Below are 19,304 nucleotides of genomic sequence, written 5' to 3'. Positions count from 1 at the left end.
CGACAGCGCGACCGCAACCGCAGCCGCGGGAAGAAAGCCCAGGACATGACGCCGCGAAGGATTCATGCCCACCGACGCTAGCTCCTGAAGTCCTGCGGGAAATCCGACTTCCGTCGTCGACCTCCCGACCGAAGTTCACACCGTCGCGAACCCCGCCATCATCGCCATGTCCTCGTGCTCGAGGTTGTGGCAGTGGATCAGATACTTGCCCTTGTGGGCAGTGAATCGCACCAACACCTCCACCACCTCCGCCGGCCGCACATCCACCGTGTCCTTCCACCCCACGTCGTACGGCCCGGGCGCGCCGCCCCCACGCCGCAGCACCTGAAACGGTGCCAGATGAACGTGCACCGGATGATGCACATCGGTCACGAACGACCACACCTCGTACTGGTCGAGCTGCACCGTCGCCTGCATCACCGCCGGGTCGAACGCCTTCCCGTTGATCGTCCACCCCCGATGCTCCCCGGCCGTCCCGCGCCGGAAGCGCCACTTCCGGCGTACGATCCCGCTCGGCTCCACCGTCTTCGCGTACGACGACAGCTTCGCCGGCACCGCGCTCCCGTCAACCGCCTTGCGCGCAACGACAAACCGCATCACCTCCGCCGCCCGCCCGGTCCCCAGCTTGTTCCGCAACGTCACGGCTGTCCCGACCCCGTACTGCGAGAAGTCCACCACCACGTCGAACCGCTCCGCCGGCGCGATCACCAGCGTCTCGTGCTCGACCGGCGCATCCAGCAGGCCGCCGTCGCTACCGATCTGCACGAACCGCCCTGGCCCATCCAGCTCCAGCTCGTACCGCCGCGCGTTGGCTGCGTTGAGGATCCGGAAGCGATACCTGACTGCCTCGACCTCCAGCACCGGCCAGGGCGCGCCGTTGACCAGCTGGACGTCGCCGATCACCCCCTCCATGTAGCGCGACTCCACCCCGGGCCCGTCCGGCAGCGACGGGTAGCGGAACGACCCGTCCTCGTTGAACGACCTGTCCGCCAGCACCAGCGGCACCTCCCGATCGCCTGCAGGCAAGGGAAGTGCGTCCTCTTCGGCGTCGCGGATCAGGTGTAGCCCGAACAGCCCCCGGTAGACCTGCGGAGCGGTGTAGTCCATCCGGTGGTCGTGGTACCAGAGCGTGGCGGCCCGCTGGGTGTTCGGGAACGTGTAGCTACGGCTGCCGGTCTTCACGTCGCCACCGGTCATGCCGTGGTGCCCGGCGTGGTCCTGGTGGTTGCCGTTCGGCATCAGCAGGTCCAGCGGCCAGCCGTCGCTGCTGGCCGGGGTATGCCCACCATGCAGGTGTACGACGGTCGGTACGTCGAGCTGGTTGACCTGCTCGACCACACTGGTCCGCCCACTCCGCACGTCGAATGTCGGGCCGGGCAGCAACCCGTCGTACCCGAGGACCTCGGTGCGGAGACCGGGGAGGATCTCCAGCGACGCCTTGCGCTGTACGACGCGGTAGTAGTCGGTGCTGGCGTCGCTGCGGACCGGCCGCTTGGTCGGCGGGATCGGCAGCGGCACCTGGAAGGGCTCCGGGAGCGGTACGGCGCTCGTGAGCAGCTCGGCGGTCTGACCGGGTGACGGGTCGAGGCCGCACCCGGCCAGGGTGGCGGCACCGGCGACGCCGAGGAATCCGCGGCGGGACAGCTTCATCGGGTGACCTCCGGGTCGTGGCGGAAGGACCAGACCGTCATCGCGACGACGGTGCCGACGATCGCCGTACCGAGCGGGACGTGGACGGCGAAGTTCTGCAGGTAGCCGTAGGTGAGTTGGACGAAGTCGGCGAAGAACAGCGCGAGCGTGACGAGCGCCGGCCAGAGGCGGCCGCCGCCGGGTCGCCAGTAGAGGACGGCGACGACGAACTGGAGCATGGCGACCATCCAGAGCGTGGAGCCGATCGGGCCGTGGATGTCCATCGCGTCGGCTTCACCGGAGAGGAAGTACCCGGCGAGGATCGGCTGCGCGATGACGAGCCCGGTGTGCAGGAGAAGGATGATGCGCAGCAACCAGAGGGTGATGCGCGGCCGCCGGGTCGTCGCCGGCTCGCCGGTGACCGATGGATGCCGGCTCACGCTGCCACCGCCGTGCGCCGTACTGTCCAGACGGCGAGCGCTATGCCGCCGGCGACAACTGCCATCCCCAGTGGGATGTGGAGCGCCAGCTCCCGCCCGTAGCCCGCGTGGATCATCAGTGCCTCGCCTGCGAGCACTGCACCGGTCAGCACCGACGGCCACAGCAACCGGGTGACCAGCCAGGTCTGGACCAGCTGGAGCAGGCAGAGCCCAGCGGCGGTGAGCCCGACCAGTTCGTGGATCGAGATCGCGCCGCCTTCGCCGTTCAGGTAGAGGCCGGCGAGCAGCGGCTGCAGGCAGACGGCGCCCGCATGCAGCACCGCGACGGCACGAAGAAGCTTCATGCCGTTCAGAGTAGTAGCGTGCCTACATGTAGCGGCACCAGGTAAAACCCTGGGGCGACCCTAGGTGAGCTGCCCCAACCGCGACACCGAGATCCCCGCCCGCTCGCAGACCCAGTGCGGATCCGGGCCGAGCTCGGGCTCGATCCGCAGCTCGTGGTCGTTGAGGTCGTCGCACGCCGTGCACCGCGGCCACCGGACTCCCGAGTCGGTCAGCCGGTCCTGCACGTCCTGCGCGACCAGGCCCGCGATGTGCTCGGCGCCGTCCGGCCACTGGTCGAGCCACCACTGCCGCTCGGCGACCGCGTCCTCGAGCGCGGACACCATCGCGGCGTCGTCGAATCCCCGTGCGGCCAGGTCGTGGAGCACCAGCGCACGAGCGGTCAGCAAGATCCCCGGCTCACTCATCGCCCATCAGAGTGCCAGACGGCATCGACAAACCGAAGTGGCGGACGTGCACCACCCACTAACCTCCTTCGTGCCCAGGTGCTCACGCCTGAGACGCGGCGCCGGCGGGGGCAGATCGTGGGTTAGTGGGTGGTGCACGTCCGCCTGCTCACCGGAGAGGTGAGCGGGCGGATCGGCGACCTGCGACCGACCTGCGATCGGCGACCGACTTGCGACCGACCGGCGACCGGCGAGCGGCCTGCGGCGGGCGCGACCGGCGGCTAGTGCGTGGCTGGCTCGCAGCGCGGGTCCAGGCGGTTGGCCAGGCGCAGCTCGTGGGTCGCCGCGGTGCGGAGCGCGGCGCCGAGACGGGTGCGCAGAGTGGAGCCGCGGCGCGGCTCGTCCGGCTGCTGGGGAGCGTCGGGAAGTGCGGACTGCGACAGCGACCGCGCGTTTTCCACGGCGGTGTTTCCGGCGATGAACATGAGGGTGCTCCCTTCGAGAAGAGCGTGGTTGAGTACCCGGCGACCAGGCGGCCGTCGGTGGTTCGGAACGGGTTGTTCAGTTGCGGGGAGCGGGACCGCTGCTCGCGCGCACGACCAGCTCGGTCGGCAGCAGGATCTGGCGGTCCTCGACGGAGGGATCGAGCAGCACGCGCCCGACCGCCCGGCCCTTGTCCTTGATCGGCTGGCGGACGGTGGTCAGCCCGGCCGTCTCCGCCTGCGGGATGTCGTCGAAGCCGGCCACGGTCAGGTCCCGCCCGGGGACCAGGCCGCGTGCCTTCATCGCCTCCATCGCGCCCAGCGCCAGTACGTCGCTCAGCCCGACGATCGCCGTCGGCCGGTCCTGGGAGTCGAGCACCCACTCGGCCCCGATCAGTCCGGAGCTGAACGCGTTGTGCCCGCCGGAGACCAGCCGGATCCGCGCGTCCGGCATCTCCTTCTGCAGGCCGCGGATCCGCAGCTCGCAGTCGGTGTAGCCGACCTCGTCGAGCGTCATCTCGACCGGCTGCGTCCCGGCCGCCTTGGCGTTGTCGACCAGTACGACGATGTCGCGGTGCCCCAGTCGCGCCAGGTGCTTGCCGAGCTTGGCGGCCGCCTCGACCTCGTCGATGGCGACCCACGACAGGTCGGGGTGGTCGCCGCGGTCGGTGGAGACCATCGGGATGTTCCGGGCCCGCAGGATGTCGAGCCCAGGATGCGCACCGGCGACGCAGAAGATCGCCGCGGCGTCGATCGCCGCTTGCTGGACGGCGTTCGTCCCACCCTGGATGTCGGTCGAGCTGAGCGGCATCAGCAGCAGACTGGTCGCGAACTCCTCGGCGACCTCCGCGAGCCCGGCGAGGAAGCCGACGGCGTACGGGTCGGAGAAGGCGTAGGCGAGCTTGTCGGTGAACAGCACCCCGACCGCGCCCGCCTTCCCGCTGCGCAGCGCGCGCGCCGAGGCGTCCGGCCCGGCGTACCCGAGCTCCTGCGCGGTGCTGAGGATCCGCTCGCGCAGCGCGGCCGACAGCTGGTCCGGCTTGTTGTAGGCGTTCGAGACGGTCGACGGCGACACCCCGACCGCCTGCGCGACCGTCTTCAGTGTGACTCCGGGTGCCATCTCGCCCACCTCTCTGCATCGTTCTACTAGATCGTTCTAGAAAAACGATACAGAAGCCTCTCGGGGAGTGCAACACCTTTCGCGGGCGAACCGAAGGACAGGATGTGTGCCTCCCGTGCGGGCGCGGCACGCGGGGCGCGGCGGCGGCCGGGGGCACACGTCCTGTCCTTCGGTACGCGATGATGGTCCGCATGGGGTCGTTGCTCGAGGTCATCGCGTTGCACCCGGCGGACGCCGAGGCGGCTCAGGAGGGTGGGGCGGACCGGCTGGAGCTGTGTGCGTCGATGGAGGCGGACGGGTTGAGTCCGTCGGTGTCGACGGTGAGTGCGATCCGGCGGGTGACCGACCTGCCGTTGCGGGTGATGCTGCGGCTGAGCGACTCGTTCGCGGTGAACGGCGCGGAGCTGAACAAGCTGACCGCGACGGCGCAGTCGTACCTGGGCGCGGGGGCCGACGGGTTCGTGCTCGGCTTCCTGACCGGGGACAACGAGGTCGACACCGAGTCGACGGCCGCGCTGGTCTCCACGTTCGCCGGTACGCCGTGGACGTTCCACCGCGCGGTCGACCACGTGCTGGAGCAGCGGCCCGCGTGGCGCGCGCTGCGCACGCTGCCGGGGCTCGACACGGTGCTGACCGCCGGGTCGTCGCTCGGCGTACGGCACGGGCTGGACGACCTGACCGCGCTGGCGAAGGCCGATCCGTCGGTCGCGTCGGTGATGATGGCCGGCGGCTCGCTGCAGCCCGAGCACGTGCCGTGGCTCTACCAGGCCGGCGTCCGGAAGTTCCACGTCGGCTCGTCGGTCCGCCAGGACGGCTCCTGGACCAAGGCGTACGTGAACTCGCGCTTCGTCCAGGCGTGGCGCAACCTGCTCGACGCCCAGGACGCCAAGGAGACGACCGCGTGATCCTGATCGATCCCCCGGTCTGGCCGGGCTGGGACCGGGTCTGGTCGCACCTGGTCAGCGACGAGTCGTACGACGAGCTGCACGCCTTCGCCCGCAAGGTCGGCATCCCCGCGCGGGGATTCGACCGCGACCACTACGACGTACCCTCCGACCGGTACGACGACATGGTGGCCGCCGGCGCGACCCCGGTGGAGAGCCGGGTCCTGGTCCGCAGGCTGATCGAATCGGGACTGAGACACCGGAAGTCGGAACAGACGGGTCGGGAGCGGTGACTGCTTCGCCGCAACTACTTGAAGTAGTTGCCGCGTAGAGGTCGAGGGGTGGTGAACGGGTCACCACCCCTCGCTCTTCAATCGAGCAGCTCGGTCACTGTCCCGGCGGCGACGGTGTGCCCGCCCTCGCGGACGGCGAAGCCGAGGCCGACGTTCAGCGCGACCGGCTTGGCCAGCTCGACGCCCAGCTCGATCGTGTCACCGGGCATCACCAGGGCGATCTCGCCGAGGTCGATGCCACCGTCCACGTCCGTGGTCCGGATGTAGAACTGCGGCCGGTACTCCGCGCCGAACGGGCTGTGCCGGCCGCCCTCGGCCGTCGACAGCGCGTGCAGCGTCGCCCGGAACTTCCGGTGCGGCGTCACGCTGCCCGGCAGCGCCACGACCTGACCGCGACGGACCTCGTCGCGCTTCACGCCGCGCAGCAGGATCGCCGCGTTGTCGCCCGCCTCCGCGGTCTCCAGCGACTTGCCGAACGTCTCCATCCCGATCGCCGTGGTGGTCAGGGTGTCACCGAGCCCGACCACCTCGACCGCCTCGCCGACCTTCAGCGCGCCGCGCTCGACCGCACCGGTGACGACGGTGCCACGGCCGCTGATGGTGAGCACGTTCTCGATCGGCATCAGGAACGGCTCGCCCAGCTCACGGTCCGGCGTCGGCACGTAGCTGTCGACGGCGTCCAGCAGCTCGCCCACCGAAGCGGACCACCGCGGGTCGCCTTCCAGGGCTCGCAGGCCGGAGACCCGGATCACCGGCACCTCGTCACCCGGGAAGCCGTACTCCGACAGCAGCTCCCGGACCTCGAGCTCGACCAGGTCGAGCAGCTCCGGGTCCTCGACGGCGTCCGCCTTGTTCAGCGCGACCACCAGGTACGGCACCCCGACGCGTTGCGCGAGCAGCACGTGCTCACGGGTCTGCGGCATGGCGCCGTCCTGCGCCGACACGACCAGGATCGCGGCGTCCACCTGGGCGGCACCGGTGATCATGTTCTTCACGTAGTCGGCGTGGCCCGGCATGTCCACGTGCGCGTAGTGCCGGGTGGCGGTCTCGTACTCGACGTGCGAGATGTTGATGGTGATCCCGCGCTGGACCTCCTCCGGCGCCCGGTCGATCCCGTCGAAGGCGACGAACGAGTTCAGGCTCGGGTCGCGCTCGGCGAGCACCTTGGTGATCGCGGCGGTCAGCGTGGTCTTGCCGTGGTCGACGTGACCCATCGTTCCGATGTTGAGGTGCGGCTTGGTCCGCACGAACTGGCTCTTGGCCATGATGCTGTTTCCCCTTGCTGGTCAGAAGATTCGACGAGAGCCAGGACCCCCGGCCACGCCTTTACCGCACAGCAGGAGGTGCTGCGAGGGAGGGGGCCAGTTGCCGTGCCACCCTCCTCCGCGGGTCCTGCTTCAGCAGGAGGAGGGTCGGCGTCGCGCGCCGGTGAACAGATCTGAATCCGCTGACGTGTGAGTCCACGCGGCAGCGCCCGTCAGGCCCAGGGCCGACAGGTACGCAGCAGAATCCGCGCGGAACATGGTCATCACGATAGGGATCAACCAACCGCCGGGCAAAGGAATTCCCTACCCGAGGTAGCCCTTGGCAACGGCCGGGCGGAGGGCCTCGACGACGGTGGCCGCGTCCATCAGTTCATGGCGAAGAGGCGGACGCCGTCGCTGAAGATCGGGCGGCCGCCCGCGACCGCGACGGTGGGCTTGTCGCAGGTGACCTTGTCGCGTTCGGAGGCCTTGGCGGCGTCCGGGCTGGCGATGATCGGGCGGGGCTGGACGCCGGTGGTGCCGATCATGACGGGGGAGCAGACGCCGTTCTGCTGCGGCATCAGCGTGACCACGCGGCCGTCCGGCAGCAGGCCGAAGCCGTCCCGGGGGAAGGACGCGTGCTGCAGCTTCGGCGGGACCTCCAGCAGGTGGTGCCACTGCGGCGTACCGTCGGCCGGGCTCGCCGCCGAGACGTCGTACGTCTGCGGCTCGCCGGGCTCGGTGCTGGTCCTGCAGGTCACCAGGACGATCGTGCTGTGGGTAGCGGCGAGCTGGGCGTCGCAGGAGGACGTGCCGAGCCGCGGCCGCGGCGTACCGGGCACTGGGGTGGTCCAGAGCATCCGGCCCTCGCCGACGTCGACCGACCACTGGTGCAGCGTGCCGCCGGCGTCGCTGGTCCAGACCAGGCCGGAGACCTCCCGGGTGTCCGGTACGGCGACCAGGTCGCCGATCCAGGTGGACGGGTCGAGCTCGGCGCTCAGCTCGAACTGGATGCCGAGGTCGACGTCCCACTTCTGGTCGCCGTTGTTCAGGTCGAGGCCACGGACCTCGGCGCCGTTGCCGCCACAGGCGTCGACCACGACCGCCTGGTCAGCCAGCAGCACGCCCTGGGTCACAGCGCACTGCAGCCGCGTCCGCCAGTGGGTCGGGTTGCTGACTCCGTGCGCCACGACCTCCTTGCCCTCGGCGACGAGCAGCTGGTTCCGGTCGACGGCCAGCGCGGTGCCGTCGGTGTGGACCTCGGTGAGCACGTCACCGGTGTCAGCATCCAGTACGGCGTACGTCGGGAGGTCGATGCCGCTCGGTGCGCGGTTGCTGCCGTACGGGAGGTGGGCGGCGATCGTCCGGCCGTCGCTGGAGACCAGCAGGCCGCGGGAGCCGTTGGAGGCGGCGTCGACGACGTCGGCGCGGGAGTAGCGCCAGCGGATCTGACCAGTGGTCGCGTCGGACATCACCACACCGTCCGGACGCAGCTCGGCGACTCCACCGACGGTCCCGGCGATGGCGCCGGTGGCCGGCACCTCCCGGCTCCAGGCCAGCTCGCCGTCCAGCTGCACCGGCAGCACACCCGCAGGCATGGTCGCCGTGGTGCTGACCGTGTTCGCCGTCTCGAGCCGGGCCTGTACGAAGGGCTCGCCGGCGGACACCATGATCCAGGCGAGCACACCGGCGCAGACGACGGTCACGCCGAGGCCCAGCGCTCGCGGCGGAGCGACGGCGTACGGCGGAGCCAGCCGCAGGCGCCTGGCCAGCGCCAGCAGGGCTCCGGCGATCAGCAGCGCGACCGAGGCGAGCATCAGGTACGGCCAGCGCTCGCTCATCGCGGCGCCGGGAGCTGTCGCCGGCCAGCGCCACCAGCAGACACCGGTCGCGACCACGCCGACGGCGCAGAAGACGATCGCGGGGATCGTGATCAGCTTCGGCTGCGCGCGCCGGAACCACGCGCAGGCCAGCCCGGCCGCGACCGCCGTACCGGCGATCGGGGCCCAGACCGGGAAGCCGGTGGACTCGTCCGGGGCGACCGGCCAGCGGGCGGCGGCGCCGAGGCCTCGGCCCAGCAGGACCGAGGCGGCGATCACCACTCCGAGCGCGGCGCCCAGGTAGATCATCGGGATCAGGCCGGAGATCGGCCGGGCCGCCTTCGGGGCCCAGCGGGTCAGCTCGCGCTCGAGGTTGGCGTGCGCGGGCTTCTCCCAGTGCTCGCGGCCGTGCGCGGTCGCGTAGAGCGGGGTCTCGGCCAGGTTCTGCAGGAAGGTCATCCGGCCGCGGGCGAAGTCGCGCTCGGCGATGTGCTCGTACTCGGCCCGGACACCGACCGCGTACTCGTCGTACCGGTCGGCGTCCATGCTGAGCACGCGCAGGTCGGCGTCGCAGAGCACGGCGCCGTTGGCGTCGTCGGGCTCGCAGTCGTGCCGGGCGGTCAGCCGGATCAGCCGGCCGACCTCGGCCACCCGCTCCGCCTCCACGCCGTACGCCGCCAGCTCGAGCTCGGCCAGCTGCGCCGAGACCTCTTCGTTCTCGCCGGGGTCGGCCTTCGGGTCGTAGATCGCGTCGTGGAACCAGGCCGCCAGGCGGACCGTGTCGGCGTCGTCGGCCACCGCGGCCAGCTCGTCGATCGTGGTCAGCATCTCCGACAGGTGCTGCTGGTCGTGATAGTGGCGATGCAACTCTGCGTAACGAGCCAGCAGGTCCTCGCCCAGCGGCTGCGCGTGCGGCAGCAGGCGATTCCACTGGTCGCGCAGGTCCATGGTTATGGAGTCTGACACCCGGGAGCACCCCGGACCGACCGATCCGGGGTCCACGGTTAGGGTCGTGGCCAAAGCGATATCGGCTCGTCACCAGACCGCTGCCCGGCCCGGGCGGGTCGTCGGGAACGGAGAACAGCATGCGGTTCGGTCTGGTCGGCACCGGTCCCTGGGCCCGGCGTACCCACGGACCCGGTCTGCGGGCCGCCGAGGGCGTCGAGCTGGTGGGGGTCTGGGGACGCGATGCGGGGCGCGCGAACGCGCTGGCTACCGAGCTCGGGACCACCGGGTACGACGACTACGCGGAGTTACTCGAGGTCGTGGATGCGGTGGCGTTCGCGGTTCCGCCGCGGGTCCAGGCCACGATGGCGCTGGAGGCGGCGGCGGTCGGCAAGCACCTGCTGCTGGACAAGCCGGTCGCCGACTCGCTGGACGACGCGCGGGCGGTGGCCGACGAGGTGGCGGCCGAGGGGATCGCGTCGGTGGTCTTCTTCACCGGCCGGTTCCAGCCGGAGCTGCGGTCGTTCTTCGCCGAGGTCCGCGAGCGCGGCGGCTGGAAGGGCGGCTGGGCCCGGATGCTGGCGTCGCTGGACGCTCCCGGTAACCCGTACAGCGAGTCGCAGTGGCGTCGCGAGCAGCGCGGAGCGCTCTGGGACGTCGGGCCGCACGCCCTGTCCAACCTGAGCGCCATGCTCGGCCCGATCGCGTCGCTGCGAGCTGTCGGCGGTGAAAGCGGTCTGGTCCACCTGGTGCTCACCCACGAGTCCGGTGCAACCAGTACGGCGAGCCTGTCGCTGTCCGCGCCACCGGCCGGCAGCAACTTCGAGACCGGCATCTGGGGCGAGACCGGGACCGCGCTGCTCCCGCCGACGGAGACCTCCTCGGTGGACGCGCTGGCGATCGCAGCGGCGGAGCTGGTCGCTGCCGCGGAGTCCGGGGAGTCGCACCAGATCGACGCGGCCTTCGGAACGCGCGTGGTTGAGCTGCTCTCTTCCGCCGAGTCGCAGCTCTCCTAGCGGAGGGCGATGATGCTGCTGTTGCCAGAGGTCAGCAGCAGGTTGCCCACTGCCCGGATGTCCCGGCTGCAGGAGATGCCCTCGGGCAAGCGCGCCCGGCGCAACCCGGTCCGGCCGATGCTGTTGGCGTAGCAGCCGTCGAAGCCACGGGACAGCGAGACAACCCGGGCGTCCTCGGTGACTGCCACTCTCGCCCGCGGGTTGACGGGTGCGGTGGTCTGCCAGGCGGTCCGGCCGGTGGCCGAGTCGATGGCGGTGACGACTGTCTTGTTGTTCTGTCGCGTGTCCGGTCCGGGGCAGTCGACGACGACCAGCAGCCGCCCGGCCGGGCTGAGGAACGTCCGGCACGACCAGTCTCGCGGCACCGGCCAGCGCCACTGGATCTCTCCGGTCCGCGGCTGTACGGCGACCAGCGCGCCTGGCGTGTTCGCCTCCTCGCTCTGCTCGGCGACGACGACCAGACCCCCGACGACCACCGACCGGCGGAACAGGTTGCTCGGCGACTTCCGCCACAGCTCCTTGCCGCTCTTCAGGTCCAGACCGACCATGTCGTCCGGCTTGTCGTCGCAGCTGTGCCCGAGGAACGCGACGACGGTGTCGGTGGTGGCAGCTGCGTCGACCGACGTACAGCGGCCGGGCTCGAAGGACCAGCGCTCGTTGCCGTCGGCGTCCACTCCGCGCAGCCGGTCAGCACCGCGGCTGACCTCCTGCCGGGTGAGCAGCGGGTCGGCCTGGACGATGGCGTGGTCTCTGGTCCGACCGGGCCAGGCTGCTTGCCGGTGGCCGGTCTCGGCGTCGAGCAGCAGGTACCCGATGTCGGTGAACTCGGCCAGCACGTAGCGCCCGTCGCCGGTCGCGGCGATGTTCGGCTTCTCGTCCGAGTCCGACCGGCTGTAGCGCCAGCGCAGCTCGCCCGTCGCAGCGTCGAGCATCTCCACCGAGCCGGTCTGCCGCGGCACAGCGATCCCGTACGGCGTACTGACGGCCTCCTCGGCTCCGGCGCCGGTCAGCGCCCGGCTGACCCAGGCGACCCGGCCGTCGACCAGTGAGCGTGGTGCAGCACCGGCGGCCGGCGCTGCGCCTTCGACGCGTTCGTTGGACTCGAGCACGTAGTTCCTGGACAGCGGCTGCACGATCAGCAGCAGGACCAGGGCGATCACGGCCGGAACGGCCAGCCAGGCCAGCTGCTGACCGACGTTCCGCGTCGGGGTGTAGCGGGCGGCTCTGGTTCGCAGCAACGAGGCGACCAGCGCCGCAACGCCTGCAACGAGCAGCAAGAGCAGTGCGGAGATCAGCAGCGGCACCCGGAGCCCAACACCCACAGCAGGGTTGGTGGTCGGGACCTTGGCCCAGGCAACGAGCAGCCCGGTCGTGGCGACAGCGATGACCGTGCCGGAGATCAGCTTGGCCCGCTGGGTGTTGCTGCGGGAGCTGCGGAAGAGCAGTGGCGCAGAGAAGAAGGAGAAGACCGCCAGGCCGACCGGAGGCCAGCCGGACTCCACGTCGACGACTGGGACCTGCCAAGGGGCGCCGGCTGCGGCGATCGCCACGACAACAGCAGCGATCGCGGCGAACGTCGCAGCAGCTGCCAGCGCCGCCTGCTGCCAGCCGCGCCAAGGTGCGGGGAGCTCGCTGTCGAGCCCGGCCAGCTCGGTCTCCAGGTTGACCCGGGCAACGGCTCCCATCCGCTGGCGGGCCAGCTGGGTCCGGTAGAGGTGGCCGTCGAGCAGCGCGCGAACCTCGTCGTACCGGCGGGCCATGGCGATCGTGCGCTCGCCGGCGTCCCGGCGTACTTCGGCGGCGTGGGCGGTGTAGCGACTCGGGTCGGTGGCGAGGACGGAGTTCACGGCGTCGAGCAGGACGTCGCCGTTCGCGTCGCGACGGGGTGGTGCGTAGGAGTCGGTCGGCGGAGTGGCCAGCTCGCCGGTCAGCCGGACCAGCCGGGCGACCTCAGCGATCCGGATCGGAGCTACGCCGTACTGCGGCAGCAGCTGCTCGGCCAACCGGGCTGAGGCTTCGGCGTCCTCGCTGGGGTCGCCACCTGGTTCGTGGACCGCGCGGTGGAACCAGGCGGCCAGCCGGACCGACGTCGGGTCGGTGCTGAGCTGCAGCAACGAGTCCAGCGCCGAGAGCACGGTGTCGAGGTAGTGGTCGCGGTAGGCGCGGCGGTTGCGTCCGACGTACCTGGCGATCAGATCGTCGGCCAACGCCTCGGAGCCGGGGATCGACTCGTTCCATCGCTCGCGCAGGGCCACCACCGCCACAGTGTGCCAGAGAAGGAGAAGGCGGAACGGCGGGTGCAATTCTTGGGGGAAGAGAGAGATTGCACGGCGAGGTTCGACATCGGATCGAGTCGTTCCCGAGACGGTTGGAGTGTCCTGGTGAAGATTGCTCAGCTCGACCTGGTCGCGTTGCCCGGTGCGGACGACTGGCCGGTGCTGGTCGTCGTGGTGCGCACCGACGACGGGCTGACCGGGATCGGCGAGGTCGGGATGCGTGGCCGGGAGCGGGCCGCGGCCGGGGTCGTGAAGGACCTGAGGCCGTTGCTGGTCGGTGTCGACGCGACCCGGATCGAGCACATCTGGCAGCTGGGCTTCCGGTCGGTGTTCTTCCCGTCGGACCGGCACCACGGGTCGGTGCTGGCCGGCATCGACCAGGCGCTGTGGGACCTGCGAGGGCAGGCGCTCGGCGTACCGGTGTACTCGTTGCTGGGCGGTCGGTCGCGGGACTACGTACCGGCGTACGCGCATGTGCGTGGTGGCGGAATGGATGACGTGCTGAACCACGCGGCGGAGCTTGCCGAGGCAGGGTGGAAGCATCTGCGGTTCACGGCCTGGGACCCGCAGGAGCCGGAGTACGACGCCCGCCGGGCGGTGCGGTGGACCGTGGAGCTGATGCAGGAGCTGCGGGCCGGGCTGGGCGACGACGTCGAGCTGCTGGTCGACGCGCACACGCGGCTCGACCTGGCCGAGGCGGTGCAGCTGTGCCGCGAGCTGGAGCCGGTCCGGCCGTTCTTCGTCGAGGACCCGCTGCGCAGCGAGCACCTGTCGGCGTACAAGTCGCTGCGCGGGCGGGTCGGCGTACCGCTGGCGGCGGGGGAGCAGTTCGTCACCAAGTGGGAGTTCCGGCAGCTGGTGGAGGACGAGCTGATCGACCACGCGCGGATCGACATCGGCCACACCGGTATCACCGAGGGCCGCAAGATCGCCGCGCTGTGCGAGACGCACCACGTCCAGCTGGCGCTGCACAACTCGATCGGCCCGGTCTGTACGGCGGCGTCGACGCAGCTCACCACGGCGCTGCCGAACGTCAGCGTGCAGGAGCAGGCGCACCACTTCGCGTCGGAGGTGGGCGCGTTCACCAGCAGCGTCGTACTGGAGCCTGGCCGGCTGATTGCCTCCGACACCGACCCGGGGATCGGCATCCGGGCCGACCTGTCCCAGGCCAGTGCGCCGGAGACCGCGACCATCCCGCGGCTGCACCGGCCGGACGGCTCGGTCACCAACTGGTGAGCTACTGCTTGGCGGCGAGGACTCCGTCGAGCAGACCGGGGTAGAGGGCGTCCAGGTCTTCGCGGCGCAGCGCACTGATCCGCCGGGTGCCTTCGGTGCGGGTGCTGACGACGCCGGACTCGCGGAGCATCTTCAGGTGGTGGGCGCGCGTCGATGCGGTCACCGGCAGCTCCAGCTCTCCGCAGGCGATCCCCTCGGAGGTGTCGGCCAGCATCCGCACGATCATCAGCCGGACCGGCTCGCCGAGGGCCTGCAGCACGGCGTCGACCCGGATCTCGTCCCGGTCGGGCTGCGGTAACTGCTTCGAGGTGCTCACGCAGTCCATAGTACGACGCCTGTCGAAGTTCGATGAATATCGTAGTACGATCAACATCGAATCATTCGACTTGGAGGGGTTTGCTGATGTCCGCACGGATCTACCTGCTGGCCGGCGGAGCGTTCGCCGTCGGGACCAGCGCGTACGTCGTGTCCGGGGTGCTGCCGTCGGTCAGTTCCGAGCTGCACGTCTCCCTGACCGCCGCGGGCCAGCTGGCGACTGCCTTCGCGCTCTCGTACGCCGTCGGCGCGCCGCTGCTGTCCACGCTGACCGGCCGCTGGGAGCGCAGGACGCTGCTGATCGCGGCACTGGCCCTGGCGGCGCTGGGGAACGCCATCGCGGCGGTGGCGACGTCGTACCCGCTGCTGATCGTCGGGCGCGTGGTGGCGGCGTTCGGCGCGGCGGCGTACACGCCGGCGGCGACGCTGTTCGCCACTGGGTTCCTGCCGCCGAAGGAGCGCGGCAGGGCGGTCGCGGTGGTGTTCGGTGGGCTGACGTTCGCGCTGGTGCTCGGCGTACCGGCGGGGAGTCTGCTGGGTGGGCCGCTGGGGTACCGCGGGGTGTTCGCGCTGATTGCTGTGGTTGCTGGGCTGTTCGCTCTTGCTGTGCGGCTGGCGCTGCCACGGGTGGAGGCGCCGGCTCCGGTGAGTCTGCGGGAGCGGTTCGCGGGCGTGACTGACCGGCGGGTGCAGACCGTGCTGGTGATGACTGTGCTCGGCGTACTGGGGACGATGAGCGTCTACATCTACGTGGTGCCGCTGCTGGACAAGACCGCTCACCTGCACGGGGGAGTGGTGGGGATTCTGCTGCTGGTCTACGGGCTGGGCGCAGTGATTGGGAACTGGCTCGGCGGGCGGGCGACGGACCGGTTCGGCAGCCTGCGGACGCTGACGGTGACGATGTCCGGCTTCGTCGTGGTGATCGGGACGCTGTCGCTGACCGCCGTCAATGTCGGTGGGGCCGCGGTCGCGCTGTTCGTCTGGAGTGTCTTCACCTGGGCGTTCAACCCGCCGATCCAGAACCTGCTGCTGGAGATGGCGGCGGGCAGCGGGCTGTTGCTCGCGCTGAACGCTTCGGCGATCTACCTGGGTGCCGGGCTGGCCGCGATCGTCGGCGGCGTGGTGATCAACCTGGTCGGCGTCGAGCTGCTGCCGCCGATCGCTGCCGTCCTCGGCCTGATCGTGCTCGGGCTGATCCTGCAGCTGCGGCGGAACCCGGAGCTGCAGGAAGTCGAGGACTTGGAGTCTTCCGACGAGGTGGTTGGGGTTCTCGCGGACTGATCCCTTGACACCTGCTCGTCTCTGACGCAAACATTCATCGAACCCGCCCTTCGATGAATGGTTGTTTCATGTCCGATCCTTCCGCGGTTGGTGCCGGCCCGGACATCGCAGACCGCGTCCGCGCGACGCTGCCGCGGTTGACGGGGGCGCTGCGGTTGGTGGCGGACTTCGTACTGGCTGAGCCCGCGGTTGCTGCGGAGCTGTCGACTGCTGCGCTGGCTGAGCGGGCGGGGGTTTCGCAGGCGAGCGTCACGCGGTTCGCGCAGGCTGTGGGGTTGTCCAGCCATCAGCAGCTGCGGATCGCGCTGGCTGCGCAGCTGGGCCGCGCGGAGGTGCCCGGCTGGAGCACAGACCTCGGTCCGCTGATCAATGACGACGACACCGTCGCCCGGGTCGCGACAGTGGTGGCGAACGCCGACATCCGCGCGATCACCCAGACCGTCGACCAGCTCGACCTGGAGGCGCTCGACCGGGCCGCCCACGTACTGGCTGCTGCTCGCCGGATCGACGTGTACGGCGTCGGCGGCAGCTCGACGATCGCCGCCGAGCTGGAGATGCGCCTGTTCCGCATCGGCTGCCAGGTGCGGGCGTGGCCGGAGATCCACGGCGCTGCCACGTCCGCTGCCCTCCTCACTGCATCTGACGCCGTAGTAGCCATCTCCCACTCCGGCGCCACCACTGAGGTCATGGAGCCGGTAGAGCTCGCCCAAGACCGAGGCGCCCAGGTCATAGCCATCACCAGCGACCCGCGCTCCCCGCTCGCCGCAGCCGCAGACGAGGTACTCGCCACCGCCGTCCTGGAAACCACCTTCCGCAGCGGAGGCCTGGCCGCCCGCCACTCCCAACTGGTCGTCACCGACTGCCTCTACATCCGAGTCGCCCAACTCACCTCCTACAGAGCCGCCAACTCCATAGACCTCACCAAATCCATCAGCCCCCACCACACCCGCCGCCGCCGCTGAGGAGCCCCACCGTGAAGCTGCACCGCCCGCAGCACACCATCCGTCTTCTACTGGTCGCACTGCTGGCAGCTGTAGGTCTGGCTGCTCCAGCACAAGCTGTTGAAACAAAGAGTGTTCCGCAGGTGCTGCCTGCTTTGTCTGGTTGGCAGTCTGCTGCTGGGCAGTTCGAACTGAGCAAACGCAGCAGGGTGGTTGCCAACTCTGCGCGTGGAGAAGCTGAGACCTTCGCCGAGGATGTTCGGCTGCCTGTCGTCGGTGGTCGTGCGAAGACCGGCGACATCGTCCTCGCCGTCGACTCCAAGCGCACAGAGCTTGGTGCCGAGGGATACGAACTCTCGGTCGGGAAAACCATCAGCGTCACCGCCAAAACCAACGCCGGCGTCTTCTACGGCACCCGGACCATCCTCCAGATGCTGAAGAACGGCAAGGTCCCCGCCGGCCGCGTGACCGACATCCCGGCGTACGCCGAACGCGGCGTCGGCGTCTGCGCCTGCCTCATCAACATCTCCACCCAATGGTTCGAACGTCTCATCAAAGACGCCGCCTACCTCAAGCTCAACCAGCTCTGGGTCGAGCTGAAGATCAAGAGCGACACCCACCCCGAGTCCGTCGAGTGGGGCTACTACACCAAGCCCCAGATCGCCGCTCTGCAAAGGCTCGCGGACAAGTACCACGTCACGATCGTCCCCGAGGTCAACTCGCCCGGGCACATCGAGCCGTGGATCCGCAACCGCCCCGATCTCCAGCTGACCGACAACACCGGCGCCAAGCAGGTCTCCCGGCTCGACATCACCAAGCCCGAGGCGTTCGACTTCCTGACCGCGATCATCGACGAGAACCTGCGCACCTTCCGGACGCCGTACTGGCACATGGGGGCCGACGAGTACATGCTCGGCTCCGACTACGCGAAGTACCCGCAGCTGCTCGCCTACGCCCGCGCGAAGTTCGGTCCGGACGCCGTCCCGCAGGACGCCTTCGTCGACTTCATCAACCGGGTCAACGCGCACGTGAAGGCCAAGGGCAAGACCCTTCGGATCTGGAACGACGGCATCACCGACGCCGCGACCGTTCCGCTCGACCGCGACATCGTCGTCGAGCACTGGCTCAGCGGCGGTGTGAAGCCGAGCCGGCTGATCGCCGAGGGCCGCAAGGTGATGAACTCCGCCTACGCGCTCTACAACGTCCGCGGCGGTTTCAAGACCAATGCCCAGCAGCTCTACGACTCGAACTGGACCCCGCTCCGCTTCGAGGGCGAAACGCTTGCCAGTAGCAACGGTGTCACCGGTGCGAAGATCACCCTCTGGCCGGACAACGGCTCCGGCAACACCGAGAACGAGATCGAGGCCGAGGTCCGGATGCCGCTGCGGCTGGTCGCGCAGGCGACCTGGAGCACGGTGAAGCCCGACCCGACGTACGCCGCCTTCTCCGCCCGCGCCGACGCCGTCGGCCGCGCGCCGGGCTTCGTCAACGTCGACCGTACGCCGGTGGCCGCCGGCACCTACTCGCTCTCCGTCGGCCGCAACTACCTCGGCGCCTCGGCGGCGCAGCTGAAGCTGTCCCGCACCGAGTCCGCCTGGGACGTCACGCCCACCACCGACGGCTACTACACGCTGACCGACCTGGCGACCGGCCGCTGCGCCGAGTCCCGGGTCGGCGTTCGCTACCTCAACACCCCGCTGCAGCCCGGCACACCGATCACCGCCGAGGCGTGCGACTCCACCAACCGCCTGCAACGCTGGCAGCTCACCAAGTCGGGCGGCAGGATCACGCTGGTCAACGCGATCACCCGCATGGTCGCCACACTCGACAGCTCCGGCGGACTGGTCCAGCAGATCCCCGACGGCCACCGGGCGATTCCGCTGACCCTGAAGCCCGTACTGCGGGCTGTGGCGTCGGTCGACCGCCAGACGGTCGTCGCGGGCTCCACTGCGCAGCTGACGGTCACCGTCACGGCGAAGGACCGCGCTACTTCTGTCACCGTTCAGCCGTCGGTTCCGGCCGGCTGGAGCGTCACTCCGGCGAGCAGGTCCACGGCGGCGATCGCTGCCGGTGGGAGCTTCGGGGCGACGTTCACCGCGACCCCTCCGGCCGACGCGCCAGCAGGTACGGCGGCGCTCGGCGCAACCACGTCGTACAAGCAGAACGGCGCAACGCATCGGCTGAGCGCGACAGCCGGCGTACGGCTGAGCTGTGCGACCGCAGCGACCAGCCCGGTCGCGGTGAAGTTCGTGGACAGCGAGGAGACCGCCGGTGAGGACGGCCGGGCGGTCAACGCGATCGACGGGAACCCGGCGACGTTCTGGCACACCGAGTGGTCGGCGCGTCAGCCGCAGCCGCCGCACGAGATCCAGCTGGACCTGGGCGCTGACAAGTCGGTCTGTGCGGTGACCTACCTGACCCGGCAGAACGCCACCAACGGTCGCATTGCCGACTACGAGCTCTACCTGAGCAGCGACGGCGTCAGCTGGGGACAGCCGGTCTCCAAGGGCACGTTCGGCAACAGCCCGGAGGCCAAGTGGGTGCCGGTCGCGGCGACGACCGCCCGGTACGTGCGGCTGGTCCAGCTGAGCGAGGCGAGCGGCAACCCGTTCGGGACCGCCGCCGAGATCACCGTGGACGCGAAGTGAAGGCCC

At 70.1% G+C, this 19,304-nt stretch carries 17 protein-coding genes; 7 read left to right on the top strand and 10 right to left on the bottom strand.

All coding sequences use genetic code 11. The features are described from left to right. Positions 1 to 135 precede the first annotated feature (135 nt). From AB0M01_RS06225 to AB0M01_RS06200, 6 genes are all read right to left on the bottom strand, one after another. The gene (locus AB0M01_RS06225; protein ID WP_363666003.1) at positions 136 to 1,650 is read right to left on the bottom strand and encodes a multicopper oxidase domain-containing protein; all 1,515 of its coding nucleotides are present in this window, start codon (positions 1,648 to 1,650) and stop codon (positions 136 to 138) included. After that, positions 1,647 to 2,069 (bottom strand): hypothetical protein, encoded by a 423-nt coding sequence (locus tag AB0M01_RS06220; protein ID WP_363666001.1) that lies wholly within the window; start codon positions 2,067 to 2,069, stop codon positions 1,647 to 1,649. Before AB0M01_RS06220 ends, AB0M01_RS06225 begins: the two co-directional genes overlap by 4 nt. After that, the gene (locus AB0M01_RS06215; protein WP_363665999.1) at positions 2,066 to 2,413 is read right to left on the bottom strand and encodes a hypothetical protein; all 348 of its coding nucleotides are present in this window, start codon (positions 2,411 to 2,413) and stop codon (positions 2,066 to 2,068) included. Before AB0M01_RS06215 ends, AB0M01_RS06220 begins: the two co-directional genes overlap by 4 nt. 60 nt (positions 2,414 to 2,473) lie before the next feature. Then, positions 2,474 to 2,818, bottom strand: a complete 345-nt coding sequence (locus tag AB0M01_RS06210) for a hypothetical protein (RefSeq protein ID WP_184798424.1) — start codon at positions 2,816 to 2,818, stop codon at positions 2,474 to 2,476. 260 nt (positions 2,819 to 3,078) lie between these two features. Further along, positions 3,079 to 3,282, bottom strand: a complete 204-nt coding sequence (locus AB0M01_RS06205) for a hypothetical protein (protein WP_363665997.1) — start codon at positions 3,280 to 3,282, stop codon at positions 3,079 to 3,081. A gap of 76 nt (positions 3,283 to 3,358) precedes the next feature. Beyond that, positions 3,359 to 4,399: a LacI family DNA-binding transcriptional regulator gene (locus AB0M01_RS06200; RefSeq protein WP_363665995.1), complete on the bottom strand. Its 1,041-nt coding sequence runs from the start codon at positions 4,397 to 4,399 to the stop codon at positions 3,359 to 3,361. Positions 4,400 to 4,590: 191 nt separating this feature from the next. Between AB0M01_RS06200 and AB0M01_RS06195 the strand changes: the two genes are divergently transcribed. Next, a complete protein-coding gene (locus AB0M01_RS06195; RefSeq protein WP_363665993.1) occupies positions 4,591 to 5,304 on the top strand; it encodes a copper homeostasis protein CutC in 714 nt (237 codons plus the stop codon). Beyond that, positions 5,301 to 5,576, top strand: coding sequence for a DUF4031 domain-containing protein (locus AB0M01_RS06190; RefSeq protein ID WP_363665991.1), 276 nt, complete (start codon positions 5,301 to 5,303; stop codon positions 5,574 to 5,576). Before AB0M01_RS06195 ends, AB0M01_RS06190 begins: the two co-directional genes overlap by 4 nt. A gap of 77 nt (positions 5,577 to 5,653) precedes the next feature. Here the strand turns inward: AB0M01_RS06190 and tuf are convergent, their stop codons facing one another. Both tuf and AB0M01_RS06180 read right to left on the bottom strand, forming a co-directional pair. Beyond that, complete coding sequence (tuf, locus tag AB0M01_RS06185; RefSeq protein WP_363665989.1) at positions 5,654 to 6,841, bottom strand: elongation factor Tu; 1,188 nt, start codon at positions 6,839 to 6,841, stop codon at positions 5,654 to 5,656. A gap of 365 nt (positions 6,842 to 7,206) precedes the next feature. Beyond that, complete coding sequence (locus AB0M01_RS06180) at positions 7,207 to 9,588, bottom strand: hypothetical protein (protein ID WP_363665987.1); 2,382 nt, start codon at positions 9,586 to 9,588, stop codon at positions 7,207 to 7,209. A 137-nt stretch (positions 9,589 to 9,725) separates the two neighbouring features. On the opposite strand from AB0M01_RS06180, the gene AB0M01_RS06175 reads away from it, so the two are divergent. Beyond that, a complete protein-coding gene (locus AB0M01_RS06175; protein ID WP_363665985.1) occupies positions 9,726 to 10,601 on the top strand; it encodes a Gfo/Idh/MocA family oxidoreductase in 876 nt (291 codons plus the stop codon). On the opposite strand, the gene AB0M01_RS06170 is transcribed toward AB0M01_RS06175, so the two are convergent. Then, the gene (locus AB0M01_RS06170; RefSeq protein ID WP_363665983.1) at positions 10,598 to 12,859 is read right to left on the bottom strand and encodes a PQQ-binding-like beta-propeller repeat protein; all 2,262 of its coding nucleotides are present in this window, start codon (positions 12,857 to 12,859) and stop codon (positions 10,598 to 10,600) included. The genes AB0M01_RS06175 and AB0M01_RS06170 overlap by 4 nt on opposite strands. A gap of 123 nt (positions 12,860 to 12,982) precedes the next feature. Between AB0M01_RS06170 and AB0M01_RS06165 the strand changes: the two genes are divergently transcribed. Beyond that, on the top strand, positions 12,983 to 14,113 hold the full coding sequence (locus AB0M01_RS06165) for a mandelate racemase/muconate lactonizing enzyme family protein (protein ID WP_363665981.1): 1,131 nt from the start codon (positions 12,983 to 12,985) through the stop codon (positions 14,111 to 14,113). A gap of 1 nt (position 14,114) precedes the next feature. Here AB0M01_RS06165 and AB0M01_RS06160 read toward each other — a convergent pair whose 3' ends face one another. Continuing rightward, entirely contained in the window at positions 14,115 to 14,438 is a 324-nt protein-coding gene (locus AB0M01_RS06160) for a transcriptional regulator (RefSeq protein WP_363665979.1), read from the bottom strand. Positions 14,439 to 14,515: 77 nt separating this feature from the next. On the opposite strand from AB0M01_RS06160, the gene AB0M01_RS06155 reads away from it, so the two are divergent. The 3 genes from AB0M01_RS06155 (at position 14,516) to AB0M01_RS06145 (ending at position 19,298) form a co-directional block, all read left to right on the top strand. Further along, on the top strand, positions 14,516 to 15,709 hold the full coding sequence (locus AB0M01_RS06155) for an MFS transporter (RefSeq protein ID WP_363665977.1): 1,194 nt from the start codon (positions 14,516 to 14,518) through the stop codon (positions 15,707 to 15,709). 68 nt (positions 15,710 to 15,777) lie between these two features. Beyond that, the gene (locus tag AB0M01_RS06150; protein WP_363665975.1) at positions 15,778 to 16,671 is read left to right on the top strand and encodes a MurR/RpiR family transcriptional regulator; all 894 of its coding nucleotides are present in this window, start codon (positions 15,778 to 15,780) and stop codon (positions 16,669 to 16,671) included. An 11-nt stretch (positions 16,672 to 16,682) separates the two neighbouring features. After that, complete coding sequence (locus tag AB0M01_RS06145; protein WP_363665973.1) at positions 16,683 to 19,298, top strand: family 20 glycosylhydrolase; 2,616 nt, start codon at positions 16,683 to 16,685, stop codon at positions 19,296 to 19,298. Positions 19,299 to 19,304 lie beyond the last annotated feature (6 nt).

It is taken from the genome of Kribbella sp. NPDC051770, assembly GCF_040681455.1.
GTDB lineage: Bacteria > Actinomycetota > Actinomycetes > Propionibacteriales > Kribbellaceae > Kribbella.
This window is presented reverse-complemented; position numbering and strand designations above follow the sequence as displayed.